This window comes from Ruegeria sp. CJ6 (genome assembly GCF_056536665.1).
Genome location: NZ_JBQFQB010000003.1, coordinates 45301 through 67547, shown reverse-complemented (window position 1 = coordinate 67547; position 22247 = coordinate 45301). Strand labels below are relative to the sequence as shown.

At 58.0% G+C, this 22247-nt stretch carries 20 protein-coding genes; 5 read left to right on the top strand and 15 right to left on the bottom strand.

The features are described from left to right. Positions 1–1317 carry an MATE family efflux transporter gene (locus tag ACR0BT_RS09975; protein WP_480763061.1) on the top strand — a complete coding sequence of 439 codons (1317 nt, stop codon included), beginning with the start codon at positions 1–3 and terminating at the stop codon, positions 1315–1317. Here the strand turns inward: ACR0BT_RS09975 and arsC are convergent. From arsC to ACR0BT_RS09955, 4 genes are read right to left on the bottom strand one after another with little or no spacing between them, the layout of a single operon-like run. Then, positions 1314–1655, bottom strand: a complete 342-nt coding sequence (gene arsC, locus ACR0BT_RS09970; RefSeq protein ID WP_170662049.1) for an arsenate reductase (glutaredoxin) — start codon at positions 1653–1655, stop codon at positions 1314–1316. The genes ACR0BT_RS09975 and arsC overlap by 4 nt on opposite strands. Beyond that, positions 1652–2710 (bottom strand): quinone-dependent dihydroorotate dehydrogenase, encoded by a 1059-nt coding sequence (locus ACR0BT_RS09965; protein WP_480761099.1) that lies wholly within the window; start codon positions 2708–2710, stop codon positions 1652–1654. The genes arsC and ACR0BT_RS09965 overlap by 4 nt, the downstream gene beginning before the upstream one ends. After that, positions 2707–3138: a DUF1330 domain-containing protein gene (locus tag ACR0BT_RS09960; protein WP_480734524.1), complete on the bottom strand. Its 432-nt coding sequence runs from the start codon at positions 3136–3138 to the stop codon at positions 2707–2709. The genes ACR0BT_RS09965 and ACR0BT_RS09960 overlap by 4 nt, the downstream gene beginning before the upstream one ends. Next, a complete protein-coding gene (locus ACR0BT_RS09955; RefSeq protein ID WP_480763060.1) occupies positions 3135–3473 on the bottom strand; it encodes a DUF952 domain-containing protein in 339 nt (112 codons plus the stop codon). Before ACR0BT_RS09955 ends, ACR0BT_RS09960 begins: the two co-directional genes overlap by 4 nt. Positions 3474–3581: 108 nt before the next feature. Between ACR0BT_RS09955 and ACR0BT_RS09950 the strand changes: the two genes are divergently transcribed. Continuing rightward, the gene (locus ACR0BT_RS09950) at positions 3582–5159 is read left to right on the top strand and encodes a bifunctional metallophosphatase/5'-nucleotidase (protein ID WP_170625323.1); all 1578 of its coding nucleotides are present in this window, start codon (positions 3582–3584) and stop codon (positions 5157–5159) included. 53 nt (positions 5160–5212) lie between these two features. Here the strand turns inward: ACR0BT_RS09950 and ACR0BT_RS09945 are convergent, their stop codons facing one another. Continuing rightward, entirely contained in the window at positions 5213–6865 is a 1653-nt protein-coding gene (locus tag ACR0BT_RS09945) for a tetratricopeptide repeat-containing sulfotransferase family protein (RefSeq protein WP_480763059.1), read from the bottom strand. 151 nt (positions 6866–7016) lie between these two features. Between ACR0BT_RS09945 and mnmH the strand changes: the two genes are divergently transcribed. Next, on the top strand, positions 7017–8069 hold the full coding sequence (gene mnmH, locus ACR0BT_RS09940) for a tRNA 2-selenouridine(34) synthase MnmH (protein ID WP_170420915.1): 1053 nt from the start codon (positions 7017–7019) through the stop codon (positions 8067–8069). On the opposite strand, the gene selD is transcribed toward mnmH, so the two are convergent. The 7 genes from selD to ACR0BT_RS09905 are packed head-to-tail and all read right to left on the bottom strand — an operon-like array spanning position 8060 to position 16146. Further along, the gene (gene selD, locus ACR0BT_RS09935) at positions 8060–10219 is read right to left on the bottom strand and encodes a selenide, water dikinase SelD (RefSeq protein WP_480763058.1); all 2160 of its coding nucleotides are present in this window, start codon (positions 10217–10219) and stop codon (positions 8060–8062) included. The genes mnmH and selD overlap by 10 nt on opposite strands. Positions 10220–10224: 5 nt before the next feature. Next, positions 10225–10611 carry a Na+/H+ antiporter subunit G gene (locus tag ACR0BT_RS09930; RefSeq protein WP_170401276.1) on the bottom strand — a complete coding sequence of 129 codons (387 nt, stop codon included), beginning with the start codon at positions 10609–10611 and terminating at the stop codon, positions 10225–10227. A 7-nt stretch (positions 10612–10618) separates the two neighbouring features. Further along, positions 10619–10888, bottom strand: a complete 270-nt coding sequence (locus ACR0BT_RS09925) for a K+/H+ antiporter subunit F (RefSeq protein ID WP_170563653.1) — start codon at positions 10886–10888, stop codon at positions 10619–10621. Then, positions 10885–11382, bottom strand: a complete 498-nt coding sequence (locus ACR0BT_RS09920; protein ID WP_170392908.1) for a Na+/H+ antiporter subunit E — start codon at positions 11380–11382, stop codon at positions 10885–10887. Before ACR0BT_RS09920 ends, ACR0BT_RS09925 begins: the two co-directional genes overlap by 4 nt. Further along, positions 11382–12920: a monovalent cation/H+ antiporter subunit D gene (locus ACR0BT_RS09915; protein ID WP_480706646.1), complete on the bottom strand. Its 1539-nt coding sequence runs from the start codon at positions 12918–12920 to the stop codon at positions 11382–11384. The genes ACR0BT_RS09920 and ACR0BT_RS09915 overlap by 1 nt, the downstream gene beginning before the upstream one ends. Continuing rightward, on the bottom strand, positions 12917–13276 hold the full coding sequence (locus ACR0BT_RS09910; RefSeq protein WP_170391885.1) for a Na+/H+ antiporter subunit C: 360 nt from the start codon (positions 13274–13276) through the stop codon (positions 12917–12919). The genes ACR0BT_RS09915 and ACR0BT_RS09910 overlap by 4 nt, the downstream gene beginning before the upstream one ends. Next, positions 13276–16146 carry a monovalent cation/H+ antiporter subunit A gene (locus ACR0BT_RS09905; RefSeq protein WP_170401275.1) on the bottom strand — a complete coding sequence of 957 codons (2871 nt, stop codon included), beginning with the start codon at positions 16144–16146 and terminating at the stop codon, positions 13276–13278. Before ACR0BT_RS09905 ends, ACR0BT_RS09910 begins: the two co-directional genes overlap by 1 nt. 220 nt (positions 16147–16366) lie before the next feature. Here ACR0BT_RS09905 and ACR0BT_RS09900 point away from each other — a divergent pair, with 220 nt between their 5' ends. Beyond that, positions 16367–16840, top strand: coding sequence for a rhodanese-like domain-containing protein (locus ACR0BT_RS09900; protein ID WP_170401273.1), 474 nt, complete (start codon positions 16367–16369; stop codon positions 16838–16840). Then, a complete protein-coding gene (locus tag ACR0BT_RS09895) occupies positions 16837–17652 on the top strand; it encodes a PHB depolymerase family esterase (RefSeq protein WP_170391879.1) in 816 nt (271 codons plus the stop codon). The genes ACR0BT_RS09900 and ACR0BT_RS09895 overlap by 4 nt, the downstream gene beginning before the upstream one ends. Here the strand turns inward: ACR0BT_RS09895 and mdoH are convergent, their stop codons facing one another. The 3 genes from mdoH to ACR0BT_RS09880 are packed head-to-tail and all read right to left on the bottom strand — an operon-like array spanning position 17653 to position 22234. Further along, entirely contained in the window at positions 17653–19524 is a 1872-nt protein-coding gene (gene mdoH, locus ACR0BT_RS09890) for a glucans biosynthesis glucosyltransferase MdoH (RefSeq protein WP_480763057.1), read from the bottom strand. It abuts the gene before it with no gap. Further along, positions 19521–21020 carry an OpgD/OpgG family glucan biosynthesis protein gene (locus ACR0BT_RS09885; protein WP_480763056.1) on the bottom strand — a complete coding sequence of 500 codons (1500 nt, stop codon included), beginning with the start codon at positions 21018–21020 and terminating at the stop codon, positions 19521–19523. The genes mdoH and ACR0BT_RS09885 overlap by 4 nt, the downstream gene beginning before the upstream one ends. Beyond that, a complete protein-coding gene (locus ACR0BT_RS09880; protein WP_170594865.1) occupies positions 21017–22234 on the bottom strand; it encodes an OpgC family protein in 1218 nt (405 codons plus the stop codon). The genes ACR0BT_RS09885 and ACR0BT_RS09880 overlap by 4 nt, the downstream gene beginning before the upstream one ends. Positions 22235–22247: the final 13 nt, after the last annotated feature.

The following is a 22247-nucleotide window of genomic DNA, read 5'->3' as shown; positions in this document are numbered from 1 at the left end:
ATGGAGGACGCCTCAGCGCCCATTACCCATCGGCGCGTTTTGAAAATCGCGTTGCCGATCGTGCTGTCGAACGCGACCGTACCGATCCTCGGGGCAGTGGATACCGGCGTTGTCGGTCAGATGGGGCAGGCCGCCCCCATCGGGGCTGTGGGTATGGGTGCGGTGATCCTGTCGGCGATCTACTGGATATTCGGCTTTCTGCGGATGGGCACCACCGGGCTGGCGGCACAGGCGCGCGGTGCAGGTGACACTGCAGAAACCGGAGCGTTGCTCATGCGAGGCTTGCTGCTGGGCGGAACAGCAGGATTGGTTTTCATTGCCGCGCAGGTTTGGGTATTCCTTGGAGCTTTTGCACTGTCGCCCGCCAGCGCCGAAGTCGAGTCTCTGACGCGCGCCTATCTGGAGATTCGCATCTGGGGCGCTCCGGCCACGATTGCCCTTTATGCGGTGACAGGCTGGCTGATCGCAGTCGAACGCACGCGAGGTGTATTCATCCTGCAGATATGGATGAATGGGCTGAATATAGCGCTGGATCTATGGTTTGTGCTTGGCCTGGGCTGGGGTGTCGAGGGCGTTGCCATCGCGACATTGATTGCCGAGTGGACGGGTCTTGCCCTGGGTTTGTGGCTTTGTGGTGATGCGTTTGGCGGCAAGCAGTGGCGGGATTGGCCGCGTATTTTTGATGCCGCACGGCTGCGCCGGATGATGCAGGTGAATGGCGATATCATGGTGCGCTCGGTTCTATTGACCGGGGCTTTCACCACGTTTTTGTTTGTCGGTTCCGATCTGGGCGACGTGAATTTGGCGGCCAATCAGGTGTTATTGCAGTTTCTCGAAATCACCGCGTTCGCTTTGGACGGATTTGCTTTCTCGGCTGAAGCTCTTGTCGGAGGAGCCGTCGGTGCTCGCGACCGCCGGAAGGTCCGGCGCGCGTCGGTTATGGCGTCTCAATGGGGCGTTGGCGGGGCCATCGGGCTTGGGCTGGTGTTTTACCTGGCAGGGCCCGCGCTGATCGATCTGATGTCGACATCGCCTGAAGTTCGTATGACGGCACGCGAGTATCTGCTCTGGGCTGCTCTGGCACCGATCATCGGAGTGGCAAGCTGGATGTTCGACGGTATCTATATCGGCGCCACCTGGACCCGCGATATGCGCAACGCGATGATCCAGTCAGTCGCGCTGTACGTGGTTGCGTTGTTCGTGCTGGTGCCAACGATGGGCAATCATGGGCTTTGGGTCGCGCTGATGGTGTTGAACATCGCACGGGGCCTTACGCTTGGTTGGCGCTATCCACGACTTGAGGCACAGATCGCCTAAAGCAAGTCCAGCAGGTTCTCGGGCGGGCGTCCGATAGCGGCTTTGTCGCCCGCGATGGCCAGCGGACGTTCGATCAGGATCGGGTGTTCGGCCATGGCCTGAACAAGCTCCTCATCGGGCGAGGTCTTGGCCAGACCAAGCTCTTTGAACGTTTTCTCTCCGGTGCGCATCATGCTGATCGCCGGGATATTCAGCTTGGCCAGAACCGTCCGGATTTCATCGGCCGAGGGCGCGTCTTCGAGGTATTTGCGCACCTCAGGATCTGCGCCGTTTTCCTGCAGCAACGCCAACCCCGCGCGGGACTTGGAACAGCGCGGATTGTGCCAGTATTTGATCATAGCCAGTCCTCTCGTTTGCTGCCCACCGCTTGCGCGACCGAATCGAAGCCGTCCCTCTCCAGCAGCGTGTCCAACCCCTGTGCGATGTCAGCGGCCAGGGAAATCCCGCCATAGACCATCGCCGTGTAGAACTGCACTGCGGACGCTCCGGCGCAGATCTTGGCATAGGCCTGTTCTGCCGTACTGATGCCGCCGACCCCGATCAGCGGGATATCTGCGCCCGTCAACTGGCTGAGCTGCGCCAGCACCCGCGTCGATTTCTCGAATAACGGCGCGCCGGACAGGCCTCCGGCCTGATCCTTGTGCGCACTGCGCAGGCCATCGCGCGACAGCGTGGTGTTGGTGGCGATCACCGCGTCCACGCCGGTTTCACGGGCGACAGCGGCGATATCCTGCAATTCGTGCTCAGTTAGATCCGGGGCGATCTTCAGGAAGATCGGGATCGGGCGGGGCAGGGCGTTTCGGGTTTCGATCACACCGCTCAGCAACGCAGTTAGCGCCGCTTTGCCCTGCAAATCTCGCAGCTTTTCGGTATTGGGCGAGGACACGTTGACGGTGGCAAAGTCCAAATGCGCAGCGCAATGGGCAAGCACTTTTGCGAAGTCTCCGGGCCGATCATCACTGTCTTTGTTGGCCCCAAGGTTCAAACCGATCACCGCGTCCTTTGGACGCTGCGCCAGACGCGCGGCCATGACCTCCATTCCCTCGTTGTTGAAGCCAAAGCGGTTGATGGCGGCGCGATCTTCGGTCAGGCGGAACAAGCGCGGTTTAGGATTGCCGGGCTGCGGACGGGGTGTCACCGCCCCGACTTCGATAAACCCGAACCCGGCGCGTGAAAGCGGCAACAGTGCTTCGCCATTTTTGTCAAACCCTGCGGCCAGTCCGACGGGGTTGGGCAAATCCAGACCCGCGACTCGGGTCTTCAGCCGGTCCGATGTGACCGGCCCAGGCGTCGGTGCAAGCCCCGAGGTCAGGGCCTTGATCGAAAGCCCATGCGCGGTTTCCGGGTCAAGACGGTGCAGCGCAGCGAGCCCAAGTTTTTCGGTCAGTTTCATCCGAAGGAATCTCCACCCTCTGTCGGTGCGCAGCGGATCAGGCGCGAGGTTTCAACGGCGGCTTGCCGGTGCATCACGGCAGCGCGATAAGCTGGGTCGGTTACCATCTCAAGAAACGCATGGGCGGTGGGATAGCGGGCGATAAACACTTCGTCCCATTCTTCAACCTGCGGCCCGATAAGCGTAGTCTGAAACGTACCGCGCCAAAGGATCGTTGCGCCTATGCGGGCGATGATTGGGGCAGTCTCTGCCCCGTATTTGCGGTAGGCTTGCGCTCCGGTCAACCCAGCATTGGCCAGCGGATGATCCGACGGATACTGTGCTGTGTCGCGGAACTTCACCAGGTTGAGCATCTCGATCGGATGGTCACGGTTGAGGTCTTTGAATGCCTCAAACTGTTCCCGATCCGGGTCGATGAAGCGGGTCATTCCATCCCCTCCGGGAACCGGTGGGTTTGACCATCAAAGGGCAGATCGCGCGACCAGACCACATCCGACATTCGAATCTGGCGGTAGAGATGGGGGAACAATGCGCCACCACGCGAAACCTCCCATTTCAGATTATCGCCCATTGCTTGGCTATCACAGGCCAAGAGGGTCAGGCCCTCGACCCCGGCAAAATGCTTGGCAGCGGTTTCAGCGGCCTGTTCTGCGGTTGAGAAATGAACATATCCATCCGAAACATCAATCGGTGCACCATCCGAAGCCCCTTGTGCTTGCAGGTTTGCCCATTCATCGGCGCGGAAGATCTTGTAAATCAGCATGAAGTCCTGATGCCCCGCACGACGGGTAGAATCAAGCCGGATTTCCCCCTTTGACTCTTCGCCACGCAACGCGCACCATCGCGCAAAACAATCATAGGGAGTTTCACGATGTTCACCCGTTTTCTGGCTTCGGCTGCGGTATTGGCACTCAGCGCCGGTATGGCGGCTGCCGAATACAAGCTTACGATTCTGCATACAAACGATTTCCACTCGCGCTTTGAACCGATCAACAAGTACGACAGCGCCTGTGGCGACGAAGACAATGCCGAAGGCAAGTGCTTTGGTGGATCGGCACGCCTTGTGACGGCAGTCGAAGAGGCCCGCGGACGGGCCGATAACTCGATCCTCGTTGATGGGGGCGACCAGTTCCAGGGCTCGCTGTTCTATACCTACTACAAGGGTAAGGTTGCGGCTGAGTTCATGAACAAGCTGGGCTATGACGCCATGACTGTGGGCAACCATGAATTCGACGATGGCCCTGAGGTGCTGCGCGGCTTCATCGACTCGGTCGATTTCCCGGTGCTGATGTCCAACGCCGATTATGCGGATGAGGAACTGCTGACCGACAAGATCAAGAAATCGGCTGTGATCGAAGTGGGCGGCGAAAAGATCGGTCTGATCGGACTGACGCCGGAAGACACGCACGATATCGCGTCACCCGGTCCAAACATCACCTTCTCTGATCCAGTTCCTGCCGTTCAGGCTGAGGTCGACAAGCTGACCGGCGAAGGTGTGAACAAGATCATCGTTCTCAGCCACTCAGGCTATGGCGTAGATCAGCGCGTGGCGCAGGAGACCACGGGCGTTGACGTGATCGTGGGTGGGCATTCGAACACATATCTTTCGAACACATCCGACAAGGCCGCCGGGCCGTACCCGACCGTCGTAAACGGGGTGCAGATCGTTCAGGCCTATGCCTATGGCAAGTTTCTGGGTGAATTGAATGTGACATTCGATGATGACGGAAATGTTGTATCCGCAGAGGGTGAGCCGCTGATCATGGATAATGCGGTGACCGAGGATCAGGCCGCGCTGGACCGCATCGCCGAGCTGGCCGTACCGCTGGATGAAATTCGCAACAAGGTTGTCGCGGAAGCGTCAGCTTCGATTGAAGGCGACCGGTCCGTTTGTCGCGTGCAGGAATGTGAGATGGGCAATCTTGTTGCGGATGCCATGCTGGCGCGGGTTGCCGATCAGGGCGCCCAGATTGCGATTGCGAACTCGGGTGGGCTGCGCGCCTCGATCGATCCGGGTGAGGTGACCATGGGTGAGGTGCTGACAGTTCTGCCGTTCCAGAACACGCTCTCGACCTTCGAGATCAGCGGTCAGGGTGTGATCGATGCGCTTGAAAATGGGGTGAGCCAAGTTGAAGAGGTCAAAGGCCGCTTCCCTCAGGTTGCAGGAATGACATTTACCTGGGATCCATCGGTTGCCCCGAATGAGGGCCGGATTGTTGAGGTCATGGTCGCCAAGGATGGCGGTTTCGAAGCTATTGATCCAGCTGCGACATATCTGGTGGTGACAAACAACTATGTCCGCAATGGCGGCGATGGTTACTCTGTGTTCTCAGGTGATGACAAGAACGCCTATGATTTCGGGCCTGATCTGGCGGATGTTACGGCGGAATATCTAGCCGAGAACGCCCCGTATCAGCCTTATCTGGACGGGCGCATCAAACAGAAGTGATGTGACCGGAGAAGCAAAAAAAAAGGCCGTCTCTCGGGGTGGCCTTTTTTTGGTCAATCGAACCTGTATTCGGGCCACAACGCCTGATCCAGCCCATCCAACATCGGCTGAATTTGATCCGCAACCTCTTGCCAGCCACCAATTGACCCGGTTGAGATTTTCTTGCGCACCTGATCGGTGCTGGCGGTGCGGACTTTCCGGGTATTTTTCTCAGGGGTCATCATCCGCTCATCCCAGTCGATTCCGCAGAAGGCGGCGACTTGCTGGATACAGGTTTTGGGGTCGACTACCAGGTCCTCATATCGAACCGTCAGAATACGATCACCGAACAGCTTTTCCCAATGAGAAAGATAGCACCGGTACAGGTTGGCCGAGTGGGCAATCGATTCAAGATTGGATGCATAGCGCATACCCGGTGAGTGAAAACGCCTGATCCATTTTGATAGCCCCACATCCCTTGGATCGCGCAACATGTTGATCACGCGGGCATTCGGGAACGCTGACATTATGAAGCCGAGCCGCTGATAGTTATGTGGCATCTTGTCAACGAATGCAGTCGAACTTTCGGGTAAGGGTGGCATCAGCCTGCGAAACTCTGCTGCACATTCAGCAGCTGCGTCTGCGTCAAATGGTTTGCCGCTCTCTCTGACCTTCTGGGATAATTCACCTGCAATCGTCAGCTCTCCGCAGCCGGCGATATCCGGTGCCGAACTAAGCATCATTTCCATCAGTGTCGTGCCTGATCGTGGCTGTCCGACCACGAATATCGGCTTGGGTCCATCGCTTACGCCTGCAGTCGCAGGGGGTACATTCAGGGGAAAAAAAGTGCTGATTTCTTTGAACCGTTTCTCTTCTTGCGTGCAGTCATACGGATTCACGTTGTGTTGAATGGCATTGGCCCGCGCAAAGTGGGGGAGCGCCGAAAACAGCCCATCACGTTTGGAGATCAAGTGCGCCTTTGCGAATTCAAGCACCGAGTTGGCGTGATCACTTTCTGAAATTGCGGTGTCGACAGCACGCGCAAGGCTCTCGGCATGGTCATTGTCCACCATTAGAGACATTTGGTAGAGCGCCGCCGCGCAAAACTTGTTTCTCTCGAGTACAGCGCGCAAAATGGTTTTTGAGCACTCTTTGTCGCCCGATTGATACAAGTCTACGGCTTTTGACAATGCGATTTTTTCATTTTCAGGTGCGATCCCATAAGCGCGGGCAATGTCCTGAGAGCTGTGATCGGAGAACCCGACCTCTCCGTAGGCGCGGGCCCGCAACCAAAGCAAATCTGCATTGTCAGGGTCTTTTTCCAGTTTTTTCGTCGTATGGTCGATGATCAGGCGCCAATTCTGTCCCTTGAGTTGAATTTCATCAATGACGCGGACCAGTTCTTTGTTATTCGGGAAGCGTTCAAGCTTCTGCTCGGCATAAGACAGCGCACGCGGAATTTGACCTGTCTGCATTAACGCGTTGGCGAGGTTTTCGACAAATTGAGCATCGTCCGGTTTCATTCGCGATGCTTCAGCAAAGTGTGGAATGGATTGCTTGTACCGCTTCATCTCGGTCAGGACAAAGCCTGCGATTGCTTGGTAGTCGGCATCCTTGGGGTGTTTCTTGATGCCAAGCTGCGCTTTTTTCAAGGCCTGCGGCAACTTCCCTGTCTCCAGATCGGCCAATGCTTTGCTCTTGAGGGAATTTGCGGTCTGCTGTGCCATTTGTGCGCACGTCCCATGCCAATAAGAAACCAGTATCGATGGTTCATTACCCAAGCGAAGATGGTTTGCAATGGCTGTTCCGTATTATGGTCTGGTACCTTCAAAAGCGGCTTGGGTTTTCTTCCGGCACCATGCGGGATAGACCGTTGATATGGTTTTGAAAGTCTCCAGCCTGCAGCAATTCTACAACCACACGTTTGATACGATTATCGACGTGCGTAGCCCGGCTGAGTTCGCCGAAGACCATATGCCGGGCGCTATCAATCTGCCGGTTCTGAACAATGAAGAACGGGCACGGGTCGGTACTATCTACGTCCAGCAAAGCCCGTTTCTGGCCCGCAAGCTGGGTGCTGCGCTGGTGTTTCGCAACGCGGCAGGCCATATCGAGGATCACCTGAGCCATCATGAGGGCGACTGGAAACCGCTGGTCTATTGCTGGCGTGGCGGGCAGCGATCAGGATCATTTACCTGGATGTTGCAACAAATCGGCTGGCGCGCCGAGGTGGTTGAAGGCGGCTATCGCAGCTATCGCCGACTGGTAAAGCAGTTCCTCTATGATGAAGTGTTGCCATATCGATTAGTCGCGCTGGATGGTTATACCGGGACGGCCAAGACAGACCTGTTGGGCCATCTAAAGGCGCAAGGCGCGCAAGTGCTGGACCTTGAAGGGTTGGCCAATCACCGAGGCTCATTGTTGGGCGAAATGCCGGGTGGGCAACCCAGTCAGAAAGCCTTCGAATCCGCGCTCGCCGCTTCCTTGGGCGAGCTGGATGCAGCGCGTCCGGTGGTTGTTGAAGCAGAATCATCCAAGATCGGAAACCTGATCCTCCCGCCCAGCCTGTGGTCGGCCTTGTGTTCTGCACCTCGCATCCAGATCACAGCACCGATTGCTGCGCGCACCGCGTATCTGGTGTCTGCCTACGATGACATCCTGTCGGATAGCGAACGGCTACGTGATCGATTGTCTCCACTGCGCATTCATCGCGGTCATGAGGTTGTGGATGGTTGGCTGGAATTGATCAATGCCGGCGACAAGCGTGGACTGACACAGGCATTGATGGAACAGCATTACGACCCGGCCTATGCCAAATCGCGTAAGGCGCAGCGTGCCGAAGTGATCGCGCAGATTGAGGCACCGTCACTTGATGATACCGGGCTGTCGGCGACGGTGGCTCGGATCAAGAATGTTCTGGATCAGCTTTGAACACGCAGGCCCGATGTAGCGTCGATGTGACCAATCAGGGCGGCAGGGTAACCGGCGGCGCGTAGTTCCGAGCATACTTGCTCGGCTTCGTTGGCATCGACGGCCGCCAAGAGACCTCCCGCAGTCTGAGGATCGAATAATAAATCCGCCTTGCCGCCGGTCGGAAGGCCTGGGGCGATGGCACGGTTGTCGGTGTAGATTGTAGATCGAATGCCCTGATCACTGAGCTCTGCCGCACCTTCCAGAGCTGGAATCGCGTCCAAAGACAGGGTTGCCCCGCAGCCAGATGCTTCGCATACCCCTTGCAGGTGACCCGCCAGACCAAAACCGGTGACATCCGTCATCGCATGGGCATTTTTCAGGATGCGGGACGCCTCACCCTGCGGCTGTATCATTTGCGCGAAAGCTGCCGCGACCCAGGCGCCTTCCGCCTTGCCCGCCATTTCGGCCGCCATCAAAACACCGCTGCCCAACGGCTTTGTCAGGATCAAAGCGTCATTAGGTTTTGCGCCACCCAGCGTGATCGGTTCAGCATCACAGAGCCCGGTCAGAGTGAACCCGATGGTCATTTCGTCACCCATTGAGCTATGGCCGCCGACGATCTCAGCCCCGGCTTGGCGCATGACGTCGCTGGCAATATGCATGATCTCAGCCATTGTGCGCTGCTGCAACTCAGCTGACATGCGCGGCAGGATGATCGTTGCTGTCGCAGCCTGCGGACGAGCGCCCATTGCCCAGATATCACCAAGCGCGTGGACAGCGGCGATACGCGTCATCAAGGCGGGATCGTTGGTGAAGCTGCGTAAGTGATCCGATGTCATAGCCTGTCGCGTGCCACCGGTTAGCAGCACCGCCGCATCGTCACCGGGCAGGGGTGTAATGTCGGGCCTGTCGAGTTGCGGCAACTCCTGCAATGCGGCCTGCAAAGCGCCTCGACCCACCTTTGCACCACACCCGCCGCACATTGGTTTTTCTCCCAACGCCTCTTGCAGCCCTGCTGCGTGATGACGGGGCAATGCGGTGGTGGGCATTTGGGGCAGTTCACGGAACCGGTACATGAACTTCTGATCGATATGGTTTTTCCATTGCCACATGAGCGGCCCGCTGAATGATGTTCCCAATCGCTCGGCCAGTGCGGATTTTCCACCCAGAGAGATGAGTTTCAGGTAATCCTTCTGCGGCACGTAACGCCGCATATTCCCAGACCCTAGCGCGGCGCGCAAATTGTCATACAATATTGGTGCCTCGCGCACTGCGTAGACCCCTGCCTTGGGGCGCGGGTTCTCGGACAGATGGGCGCAATCTCCCGCGGCGAAAATCGCCGGATCGCTGGATTGCAGGGACGCGTTCACTTTGATGAAACCGTCATGCAGCGCGAGGCCGGTATTGGATATCCACTCATAGGGCCGCGCGCCTGCAGCACCGGTGATGAAATCGGCCGGTATCTGGCGACCGTCCGTTAGCTCGATTTCGCCCGCAGAAATCTTCTGGATTGATGCGTTTTCCAGAACTTCGATCCCCAGGTGCGCCATCGCCTGCCGGATGGTAGCGGATGCCTTCGGGACAGTCGCTGTCAGGGCTGTTGCACTGTCGATCAACGTAACCTGCGCTTCACGTCCTTTGGAACGCAGTGCATGGGCCATCGCCATGACTAGCTCTACTCCCGCAACGCCACCACCGATCACGGCGACCGAGGCGCGGCCCGTCCCTGAAAGATAGCTTTGCCACTGCGCGGCGAAGAGGCCGAGCGGCTTGGCCGGAACGGCATGCTCGGCGAATCCCGGCAATGCTGGCATATCCGAGGTGATCCCGACATTGACCGAGGCCACATCAAACGCCACCGGCGGGCGTCCGGGCACATGGATTTGGCGTGTGTCCGGGTCGATACCTTCAACTGCGCCCAGTATCACCCGCGCACCGGCAAAGCGGGCCAGACGCACCAAATCAATATCAAGCTCCCACCGCTGATAGTGACCCGCGACAAATCCTGGCAACATGCCCGAATAGGGTGCGGTAGGACCGGGGTTTATCACCGTAACCCGCGCGCCGGACAGCGGTTTCATGCCCCATTTCCGCAGTAGCAGCGCGTGCGTGTGTCCTCCGCCTATCAGAACCAGATCGCGGGTTAGGGGCAGCAGAGGTGTGTGCATGGGTCTCAGTTCGTACTGTGGTCCGGGACGTCCTCGACCTGTTCGACCGCGTGGGTGGCCCAAAGCTCATCCTCGCCTGCGTCTGGCAGATCGCTGGGCTTTTCATGGCGATGAATGTGCCATTTGGCAATGAAAAGGGCCGTGATCGGAGCCGTCAGGAACAGAAAGAGCGTGATCAACAACTCGTGCATCGACAGTTTGCCCTCAAGCAAAACCGAATGCGCGATCGAGGCTAGCAGGACGCCGCCCACGCCCAGCGTAGTTGCCTTGGTGGGTGCGTGTAGGCGGGACATGGGGTCTTTCAGCTTGATCATGCCGAATGATCCGACAAAGCCGAAAATGCCCGATACGATCAGGAAGAATGCGATGAGCAGTTCGAAGATAAAGGTCATGCCACGCTCATTCGATGATATTGCCACGCAGCATAAAGCGCGCATAAGCCACGGTTGAGACAAAGCCGAGCATGGCGATGATCATGGCGGATTCAAAGAAGATTTCGGTCTCGATACTCAAGCCGTAAAGGATAAGCAGAGCGATGGTGTTGATCACCATTGTATCTAGGGCCAGAACACGGGTACTGACACCGTCGGCTGTAATGATACGCCACAAGCACATCATGATCGCAGCGCCGAAGCAGGCAAAAGCAAAGTAGATCGCATAGGTGATCATTCGAAAATCTCCTTCAGGCGGCGCTCATAGCGTTGTTTGATCTGGTCGCGCACCTCTTCGGGGTTCGGTGCATCCAGACAATGAACCAGCAGGTAGTGCCCTTGTGCGGACAAATCGCAACTGACGGTGCCAGGGGTCATGGTGATGGTTCCGGCCAGAACTGTGATGGCCTCGGGCGTGCGCAGTTCCAGCGGGACGCTGACAAAGCTTGGCTGGCGGTCTGCATCGCGCTTGAACAGGATGATCCGGGCCACCGCGATATTGGCCATCACGATATCCCATAAGACAACCAACATGTATTCCGCCACCATCGGCCAATTGCGCAGTTTCGGGCGATCCGGCCAATAGGGCTGAGTGATAAACGGAATGATGATGCCCAGTAGCAGGCCAAAGACCACCGAGTTCAAAGACCCGGTGTTTGCCAGAAACACCCACACCAGTGTAAGTAGTGCGGTCAGATGGGGATGCGGAAATATACGGTGCAGAAGCTTCATCATTCTTCCCCTCCCAGCACGGCCGAAATGTAATCTTCCGGCGCGAACAGTTGCACGGCCGTGTTGCTGGCATATTGCAGCGCCGGACCTGCAAACAGTGTCAGCAGCACAAGTCCCAGAACCGCCCCGAACACCGAAGTAAAGGCGAGGCCCGGATAGGGCTCGGGCGCGGTTGGTAGGCTGTCTTCGTCGGTTGGCTCAGGCGTCACATTATGTAGGGCGTCGTGACTTTTCCAGAAGATCAGCGTTCCCGCGCGGGCCAGACCCACGATTGTGACGAACGACCCGATCAAGATCACGGCCCAGACCGCATTTGCATCGGGCGCGCCACGTGAGGCGTCCAGTACCAGCAGCTTGCCCACAAAACCCGATAGTGGCGGCATGCCAGCCATCGCGATGGCGCCGACAAAGAACAGGGCTGAGATCAGACCGGATTGCGGCATCGGCGTCGAAGGGGCTATGGCTCCGCCACGGCGCTCCATTACCATGTCCGCGACAAGGAACAGCAGGGCCGTCGCCAGCGTCGAATGGAAGATATAGTAGAGTGCTGCCGCCGTCGCGGCCTCGCTAAACAACGAGATCGCAATCAGTAATGTGCCCATCGACGCGATGGCGCAAAAGGCCACCATTCGCGCGATATGTTGCGAGCCCAGAATGCCAATAGCGCCAACGGCCAATGTCAGCAGCGCTGCAGGTTGTAGCCAACTACCGACTAGCCCTTCGGTTGCGGCTACATCGGGCCCAAAGACCAGCGTATAGACCCGCAGGATCGAATAAGCACCGACTTTGGTCATGATCGCGAACAGCGCTGCAACGGGCAGCGGCGCATTTGCGTAGCTTGCAGGAAGCCAGAAATGCAGTGGCAAGACTGCAGCCTTGATACAGAAAACCAGTAATAGCAAGACTGCTCCAACCCGCAGCAAGGCGGTGTCTTCGGGTGGGATATCGGCCACGCGAACGGCCAGATCAGCCATGTTGAGCGTGCCGGTCACAGCATAGATCGTGCCCAAGGCAAACAGGAACAAGGTCGAGCCGAGCAGGTTATAGGCGACGTACTGAACACCGGCCTTCAACCGCACTGCGCCACCTGCATGCGTCATGAGGCCGTAAGAGGCAATCAGCAGGACCTCGAAAAACACAAAGAGGTTGAAGGCATCGCCGGTCAGAAAAGCACCGCAGACACCCATTAGCTGAAAATGGAGTAGAGCATGGAAGTGTTTGCCTCTCTCATCCCAGCCAGAGCCGATGGCATAAAGGACAACCGGCAGGGCCAGCAGGGCCGTCAACAACACCATCATGGCCGAAAGTTTGTCCAACACCATCACGATGCCGAACGGTGCGGGCCAGTTGCCGAGCTCATAGACCTGAACCTCGCCACCCGATGCCTGAGCGGTAATGGTCAAGGCGATACCCAGCAATCCCACGACGCCGGCGACCGAGAAGATGCGTTGAAGGTCCAAATGATATCGCAACACCATAATGATAAACGGGGCCAGGATCGCGGGCAGGACGATCGGCGCGACGATCCAATGGTTCATGCGTCTTCTCCCGGCGCGTCCACGCTATCGCTTGCGCTCATATCGATATGGTCATCCTTCGAGGACAGATAGGCAGACAGCGAGATCATCACGATCACCGCCGTCATCCCGAATGAGATCACGATGGCCGTCAACACCAGCGCCTGCGGTAGCGGGTCGGTATAGGGGACATCTTCATATTTGTTCAGAACGGCAGGTGCGTTCAGCGCCAGCCGCCCGGTGGCGAATAGGAACACGTTCACCGCATAGGTGATCAGGGACAGGCCCAGAATGACTGGGAATGTACGACGGCGCAGGATCAGAAATATCCCGGCGGCGGTCATGACGCCGACTGCAGAGGCTACGAGCGCTTCCATCAGGCCTGCTCCTTCTCGTTATCTTCATCCTGAGGGCTATCCCGCAGCGGGTTGATATCCATCGGGAATTCTTGTGCCATTCCCGGCTGCCACGCGAAGCGCGACAGGCTGTCGAGCGCCAGCATCACAGCGCCCAGTACCGCAAGGAAGACGCCGGTATCGAACAGAATCGCGGTGGCCCATTCGAATTCTTCCAGCGGGGGCCAGTGGATATAACCGAAATCGCTGGTCAGGAACGGGCGTTCATTGAACCATGCACCCAGACCAGTGGCAGCGGCGATCAGAACGCCCCAACCGATGGTGCCGTGATAGTAGAACCGCTGCCGTTCAATCGCCCAGGTATAGCCACTGGCCATATATTGCATCAGGAAGGCGATCGCGACGATGAGGCCTGCGATGAAGCCGCCGCCGGGCTGGTTGTGGCCTCGGAAGAAGATATAGGCCCCGACCATCAAAGCGATGGGCATCATCACGCGGGTGACGACCACCATCATCAATGGGTGAGAGTCACCCGACTGCGGCCAATGTGGTTTACGGTTCAGCAGGTAACTGCGCACATTGGTGCTCAGCACTGCTTCGGTCAGGGCGTAGATGATCAGGGCTGCGATGCCCAGCACGATGATCTCGCCAAAGGTATCAAAACCCCGGAAGTCGACGAGGATCACGTTCACGACGTTGGTGCCACCGCCACCTTTGTACGAATTGGCCAGATGGAATTCCGAGATCGTTGGGAAAGCAAAATCCCGCATCATCAGCGCATAGATCAAAGCGCCTGAGCCGATCCCGGCAACCACCGAAATTGCCGCATCACGCCAACGCCGTGCCGCGCTGCTGTCCCAGGGTGTGTCGGTCGGCAGAAAGTTCAGCGACAACAACAGCAGGATCATCGTCACCACTTCGACCGAAATCTGTGTCAGCGCCAGATCGGGGGCAGAAAGGTAGTTGAATGCCATCGAAACGATCAGGCCAACCACCCCGATCAACACCAGTGAAAGCAGACGGTTGCGGTGGAACCACATGATCGCCAGCGTCGCACCCACCAGACAGATCCAGCCGATGATCGGGATGACCTGAGCCTCAAGCGGTACGCGTGTTTCAACGCCAATGGTGCCGGTGGTGTAGGCGTAGTAGCCAAGCCCAACGACAAAAGCCACGAAGATGATCGCATACCGGCTGAGCACACCATTATGCAGCTCGTCCGTAATCCAGCGGCTGAGACGGGTCAGCGCGTCGATGATTGCCTCGAAGATCACCTTTGCCTCGGGCCGGGGCAGGGCGTTCCATATCTGGTCGCCGCGTTTGTGCAACGACAGCAGGAACAGGCCTCCCAGCGTCGCGACCACCGACATGTAAAGCGCAGGTGTAAAGCCGTGCCACAGTTTCAGCGAGTAATAAGGCAGCTTCTCGCCCCCGATCACCGCGCTGGAGACAACCGCGACAAGCGGGCCAACGATGGCTGCGGAATAAAGACCGATCAGGACAACCAGCACCACAAGGAACGCCGGCGCCAACCAAAGACCGACAGGCGGGTCATGCGGATGCGCGGGGTAATCGTCCCGCTCGGGCCCAAGGAAGACATGGCTGACAAAGCGAAAGGAGTAGGCCGCTGAAAATAGCGCAGCCAAAAGCGCCAAGCCGGGTACCAAGTAAGGCGAGTTAAGCCAAGTCGTGTGGACCGTCTCTTCCAGCATCATCTCTTTCGAGAGGAAACCATTCAGCGGTGGCAGACCGGCCATCGACAGGGCAGCGATGGTGCCGATAGTAAACGTGATCGGCATCAGATGCCGCAAACCACCCAGCCGTTTGACATCGCGTGTGCCGGTCTCGTGGTCCACGATCCCGGCGGTCATGAACAAGGCCGCCTTGAACGTCGCGTGGTTGATGATGTGGAAGACGGCTGCAACAGCAGCGATCGTCGTGCCAAAGCCCAGTAGCATCGTCACGAGACCCAGATGGGACACCGTCGAAAACGCCAACAGCGCCTTTAGGTCATCCTTGAACAGCGCAATCACGGCACCCAGCAGCATGGTGATCAAACCGGTAGTGGCGACGATGTAGAACCACGCATCCGTACCCGCCAGAACCGGCCACATCCGGGCCATCAGGAACAGGCCTGCCTTCACCATTGTGGCCGAGTGCAGATAGGCCGACACTGGCGTCGGAGCCGCCATCGCGTGCGGCAGCCAGAAATGGAACGGGAATTGCGCCGATTTGGTGAAACAGCCAAGCAAGATCAGGATCAGCGCAGGAAGGTAGTACGGCGAGGACTGGATCAGCTCTTTGTTCTGCAGAATGACACTCAGGTCATAAGATCCCACGATATTGCCGAGGATAAGCATCCCTGCGATCATCGCCAGCCCGCCCGAACCGGTCACGGCCAAAGCCATACGCGCGCCTTGACGACCCTCGGGCAAGTGCTTCCAGTAACCAATCAGCAAGAATGAACTGAGCGACGTAAGTTCCCAGAATATTAGCAGAAGCAGGATATTGTCGGACAGAACAATTCCCACCATCGCGCCCTGAAACAGCAGCAGATAGGTATAGAACTGCCCCATCGGATCCTCGCGCGACAAGTAGAATCGTGCGTAGAGGATGATCAGAAGACCGATGCCCAGGATCAGCAGGGCGAACAAAAAACCCAGGCCGTCCAGCATGAAGTTCGCGTTTAGTCCAAGTCCGGGTATCCAGTCGAACCGCGCGGTCACAACATCACCGCGCATGACGCTGGGAATGTGGATCAGCAATCCCATCAACGCGAGGAAGGTGGTCAACCCAGCCGCTGATGCTGCTGCGTTTCGTCCTGCCCGGATCAGGAGGGCCGGAAAGACAGCTCCGAGGAAGGGAAGGGCCGCGATAAGGAATAGGGACAAGTGCGATACTCCGGTCTGTGCGGTCAATATGGCTGAATTACTAGGGATAATTTATTGACTGTCCGGAAATTGCAAGGTTCCGAAAGGTCCTAAAGCGCACATATTGGACGTGATCCACCTGTGTAACTATGACACGAACTTGATCTGAGGGTTGGATTTCCTGAAAGCGTCGCGAATTGCCATATGATAATACCGATCTGACAATGCAGGAGAGTGCCGCATGGCAGAAGGGAAACGCCGAACCCGCAGATGGGTCCTATTGGGCGGAGGGGCCGCCATTGCAGCGGGTTTCGCAATCCGCGAATACCGGCTGATCCCGCAGGCCTATGCTGGTGGTCAGATTGCGGCGGCCACAGCCCATCAACAGGCTCTCGACGGCGCGATCCATCTTATCGATATCCGAACCCCACGCGAATGGCGGGCGACCGGGGTCGCCGAAGCAGCCCATCCGCTCGACATGCGCCGTGAGGATTTCGTGCAGGCCTTGGACCATCTGCTCGGTGGGGACCGATCTGCACCTGTCGCACTGATCTGTGCACGCGGGGTGCGCTCGGCCCGATTAAGCAATCGACTGACCGAGGCTGGATTTACCAATATCATCGACGTGCCCGAGGGCATGCTGGGTTCGGCGGCTGGGCCCGGTTGGGTGCGGGCTGGGTTGCCTGTCAACGATTATGAAGAGGAAACGGGATGAGTGTCAGACACTGGTTGGCCGCGTGCTTTGTTTTTGCCGGGCAACCCGGCCTTGCGGCTTGTGGCGATACCGAGGGGATGTGCGAAACCGCATCAGGCGGATATCACATCGAACTGCCGAAAGCGGAGAACCCTCCGCTGGTTGTGTTCCTGCACGGCTATGGCGGCAGCGCCACCGGTACGCTCAAGAACCGATCCATGGTCGAGCCGTTGCTGGCGCGCGGCTACGCGGTGATGGCACCGGAAGGGTCCGAGAGAAACGGCCGAAAAAGCTGGAACTTCTTTCCCGGTTGGGAAGGTCGGGATGAACCCGCGTTTCTTCGTGAAGTAGTGCAGGACGCTGCCGACCGGTTTGATATCGACCCGGATCGCGTGGTGCTGGGCGGCTTCTCGGCTGGCGCGTTCATGGTTTATTACCTCGCCTGCGCTGCGCCGGATTCATTTTCTGCTTATGTCCCGGTTTCAGGCGGGTTCTGGCGGCCACATCCCGAAAGCTGTGATGGTCCGGTACGCATGTTCCACACCCATGGTTGGACGGACAATGTGGTGCCGCTGGAGGGCCGCCTTTTGGGCGGAGGCCGTTTCCACCAGGGCGATATCTTTGCCGGATTGGAAATCTGGCGGGTCGCCAATGAGTGTGCCGATACCAAGCCCAGCGGGTTTTCTACCACGGGCCAGTTTATGCGTCGCAACTGGATGGGGTGTGCCGAAGGCAGCGCCTTGGAATTTGCTCTGTTCCCGGGTGGCCATACGGTGCCAAACGGCTGGGCTGATATGATGGTGGACTGGTACGAGGGCTTGCCCGGCGGGTGATCATTCCGCCGGTGTGATCACGCCTTTGCCTTCGATCAATCGCTTCAACTCATCGCGATAGCGCCGGGCCGAGCGTGTAATTGCAGGCTCACTGACATCTTCGCGCATACCAACCATACGGCGCGCGGTGCCTGCCGATACGCCGCTGAGCGCAGACAATGGGATCGCCAGTGCCAGGCTGATCGCAATCGGGGCCAGCCAGACCGAGACCAGACCGGCGAGGATGCCAACGCTAAGCGCGACGCCGATGATAGTCTCAAGGCTGTGGCACAGGATCAGCGTGCGCAGCCCGTAGCTGCCACCATCGCGCGCTTGCGGGGACCAGCCCTTTTGAATGCCCAACGAGGTGCGGAACACTGCAATCATCTGCTGCACCATAAGTATAGGGGCATAGAGGATCGACAGGATGACTTCGGACAGAAATGAAGTGAAGAATTTTCGCGCTCCGCCGAAATCGGAATAGCGCACACCGCTGAGGGGCAGGGCAGCGACGCCCAAAACCTTGGGCGCCAATAGCATCGCATACATCACCAGAATGATCAGCACATGCCGTGTTTCGGACATTTCTGGCCATTGCGGGAACAGCGGATTGTCCGGGCTGAAGTAATGCAGGACCGAGGCGTCCTTGCCCTGACCGATCAAGGCCCACATCACCAAAAGTGCGAACCATAGCGGCGACATCAGATATCCGACCGCTCCGTGGAACATATGGAACCGCGAGACTGCGCGGAAGCCGGTCGAACCCAGCAGTTTCAGGTGCTGCAGGTTGCCCTGACACCAGCGGCGATCGCGCATTGCGTGGTCAATGAGGGTGGGGGGCGTTTCTTCATATGATCCGCGTATGCGCGGCAGAAAGCGCACGGCCCATCCTGCGCGGCGCAGCAATCCGGCCTCGACGAAATCGTGGCTCATGATCAGCTTGTCTTGTCCGTTTAGCGACCGCAACTTGGGCAGACCTGCGCTAGAAGCAAATGCACAGGTGCGAATGATGGCGTTGTGGCCCCAATAATTGCCTTCTTGCCCGCACCAGCGCGCGAGGCCTTCGGCAAAGGCGATACCATAGACGCCGTTGGCAAACTGCTGCATCCGGGCAAAGACCGATTGCGCGCCAATCAGCTGCGGATAGCTTTGGATCAGGCCTGCGCCGGGATCGCGGGCCAACGCATCGGTCAGGCGCGAGATCGCGCGACCCGTCATCAGGCTGTCGGCATCCAGCACCAACATCGCATCCCAGTCCGCGCCCCAGCGGCTGACCCAATCGGCAATATTACCGACCTTGCGATCCGTATTCTGGGGGCGGCGGCGATAATAGAGTTCAAGCCCCGGTGCCAGCGTGGTCCGCAACGCCTCTACGCTGGCCTGTTCCTGCGCGGCGATCTCGGGGTCGCGCGTGTCGGATAAAATGAACATGGCATAGTGGTGCTGACCACCGCGTTTCTGCAGGTCTTCCAGCATCGTACGGGCGTTCCCCAGCACGTTCCACGGCACCTCGTTATAGACAGGCGTCAAAAGCGCCACGCGCAACGGTTGCGAGCGTCCTTCACGCTTTGGCTGCTCTTGCCGGGACAGCGAGACCATGCCCAGCAGTACGGTGCAGACCGTGAAGGAAATCCAGAAGAAATTGAACGAGATTAGCGTCAGCAGGATACCTTCGACCAGATTGATCCCTTCGGCGCTGAACCAGTCGGACATGACCCAGAGCAGACCCAAAGCCGCCGCCATGGCAGGTGAGAAGACCAGCGCGCGCCAAAACCCGACAGAGGGATTTCGACCCCCGGCAGGTACCTGCGCATCGCGGAATCCCTGCGCAAAGTTCTGGGCTGGCATCGCTAGAGGGGCCTCGGGCGGCATGATATGAAGATCGTGGTTCATATGGTCCAACGGTAAAGCCAGACTTCAGAGGCTGGTTGTTTGTCTTTCAGCAACTGCGCGCGCAGTTCCACGTGGTTGCGTTCGCCTGGTTCGAATGAGAACGCCAGCCGCAACCCGCCCGTGTCTGGGTTACGCTGCAGAACGCCTTCTGAAGTTTCGGCATGGGGCGAGTCGACAAACACCGTGATGGCCTCGGGATCGTCAAGCAGCTCACTGGCTTCGAAATCAATCACAGCCAAACGGCCCTCGCCGAACGTGTTGTCGCCCATCGCGGTGTTGATCACGCGGGCCATAGGGGTGTGCTGCGGTTCCTCGCCCCAGATCAGGCGATAGGACAGATCAATCTGGCTGCCTGCTGCGTAGGGTTCCATCGGGCGCCAATAGGCGACGATGTTGTCATAAATCTCCTGATCCGCTGGGATTTCGACAAGCGTGACAGTGCCTTTACCCCAGTCTTCGCTGGGTTCGACCCACAAGCTTGGGCGTTTGTGATAATTGGCTTCAAGATCCGCATAGTCCGAGAAATTGCGCTTGCGTTGCATCAGACCAAAGCCGCGGGGGTTTGTGTCGACAAAAGACGAGATCTGCAGGCGAGTCGGGTTCGCAAGCGGGCGCCACAGAACCTCTCCTGCGCCGTTGCGGATCATCAACCCGTCACTGTCGTGCACTGCGGGGCGAAAATCATCGAAACGGCTGTGATTGGTCTGATCGAACAGGAACATAGATGTGCCGGGCGCGATGCCGACATGGGGCAGTTCGGTACGTGGGAACAGGGTGGCTTCAATATCCATCACGCAATCTGAACCGGCGGTAACGTGGAAGCGGTAGGCCCCTGTAACGCTGGGGCTGTCCATGAGCGCATGAACGACCATGTTACGTTGATCCGGTTCTGGACGCTCCAACCAGAAACGAATGAATTCGGGAAACTCCTCGCCATCTGGATCGCCGGTCTTCAAGGCGAGCCCTCTGGCCGAAAGGCCATAGACTTCGTGCAAACCGATGGCGCGGAAATAGCTGGCCCCTTGCCAAACGCAGAACTCGTCTGTCTCGCCAGGGCGGTGCATCTCAGTACGCAGGCGTAGACCTGAAAAGCCCAGCGTGTCGTCAATGGGCAGCTCTGGTACGTCTTCAGACTTATCGAACATGGCCAGATCAAAGGCGACCGGCTTGGTCATACCGTCCTCGACGGTCGATACTTTCACTGTGCGTGGAAAATACAGGCCCGGCGTGAAAAAATCGACGTTGAAGGGCGTCTCGGTCTCGTACCAGAGCGCGCGATCCAGCCGGAACCGTATTGAACGGTATTGCTGATACGTCAGGTCCTGCCACTCCTGCGGAACCATCTCACGTTCGGCATAATCACGGTTGGCCAGGTCGCGGGCCATTGCGATGACGTCGTCTCGGCTGAACGGGGTCTCTCCACCTGTGGCATATGCCGCTGGGGCGAAGGCCAGAGCGGTTGATGAGGCGAGAAAAGCGCGACGTGTAAAGTTCATTTCTTTGATTTCCAAGGTTGTGACTTGAACCAGGCGGCCAGATAAGCCACGCCGATGATCATGGCAAAGCCAATCATGTTGGCGATGAACACACTGGCAACATCCCGCCCACTCAGGTCCAGTCCGACGCCGATAAGTCGTGCTGCTGCCATAGAAAATACGAACACCGCGAGCGATTGCTGACCCACTTTGGTGATGATGGTCAGCAGGAACTGCCAGACCTTTGCGGCTGCCCCATGACCGGTCGCTATCAGGCGACGGCCATGCTCACCGGCGATAACCCAACCCAGATAGGCAAGCGACAGAAAATGCAGATATCGGAATAGACCAAAGTCGGTCTTGTCGCGAAATTCTTTGGTCACTGGCCAGACCTTGCGAATCTCATCAGCCAGATCAGGGGCTGCTGCATTGATCCAAGTGAATACCTTCCACGAGCCGAACGGCATCGAGAAGATCAAAAACAATGCTGCCGCCCAGATCAGAGTTTTCGACACCGGCGGCGCTGGAATCCAACCTCGCATGAACGCAAAGCCGGTGAAGAACAGCAATTGCCACCCGAATGGGTTGAAGAACCACTGGCGCTCTGACCAGGGTTCGGCCGGCAGGTCAAGGTAGTCGAATTGTGCAACGAGCCAGATCGTGACCGAGGCCATGGCGACCGCCCAGAATCCGATCCGATATAGCCCCATAAACAGGGGCATCATCGCCAGTACCACCAGATACATCGGTAGAATATCGAAGTAGTTCGGCACATAGGTCAGGGTGAACAGTCCGACGATCTGTGACGCCGGATCGTTGAAGAAATGCTGTAGATTGAGAGAGGAGATATAGTTTTTCTCGAACAGCCCACTCTGGTTCAGGGCCGCCATTGTCATCGCGACAAAGAAGAACAGGCAGATATGCGCCCAGTAGACCTGCCAGATGCGAAAGCTCACGCGTGCGGTGCCCATCCACCAGCCTTTGCGCATGAACGCCCCCCCAAAAGCAATTGCCGAAGCCATGCCTGAACAGAATACGAAGATCTCGGTTGCGTCCGAAAAGCCAAAACGGGCAGGTATCCATTTGGCCCACGGATCGTTCGGAATATGGGCAATCAGGATGATGAACATCGCGATGCCGCGATAGAAATCCAACCGCGGATCGCGCGTAGCGGCGGGGGCGGCGACCTGAGACGCCACCGGAGCAAAATCAGAAGCGGGCGATGCGGTCGCCATACGGTTTCTGTCC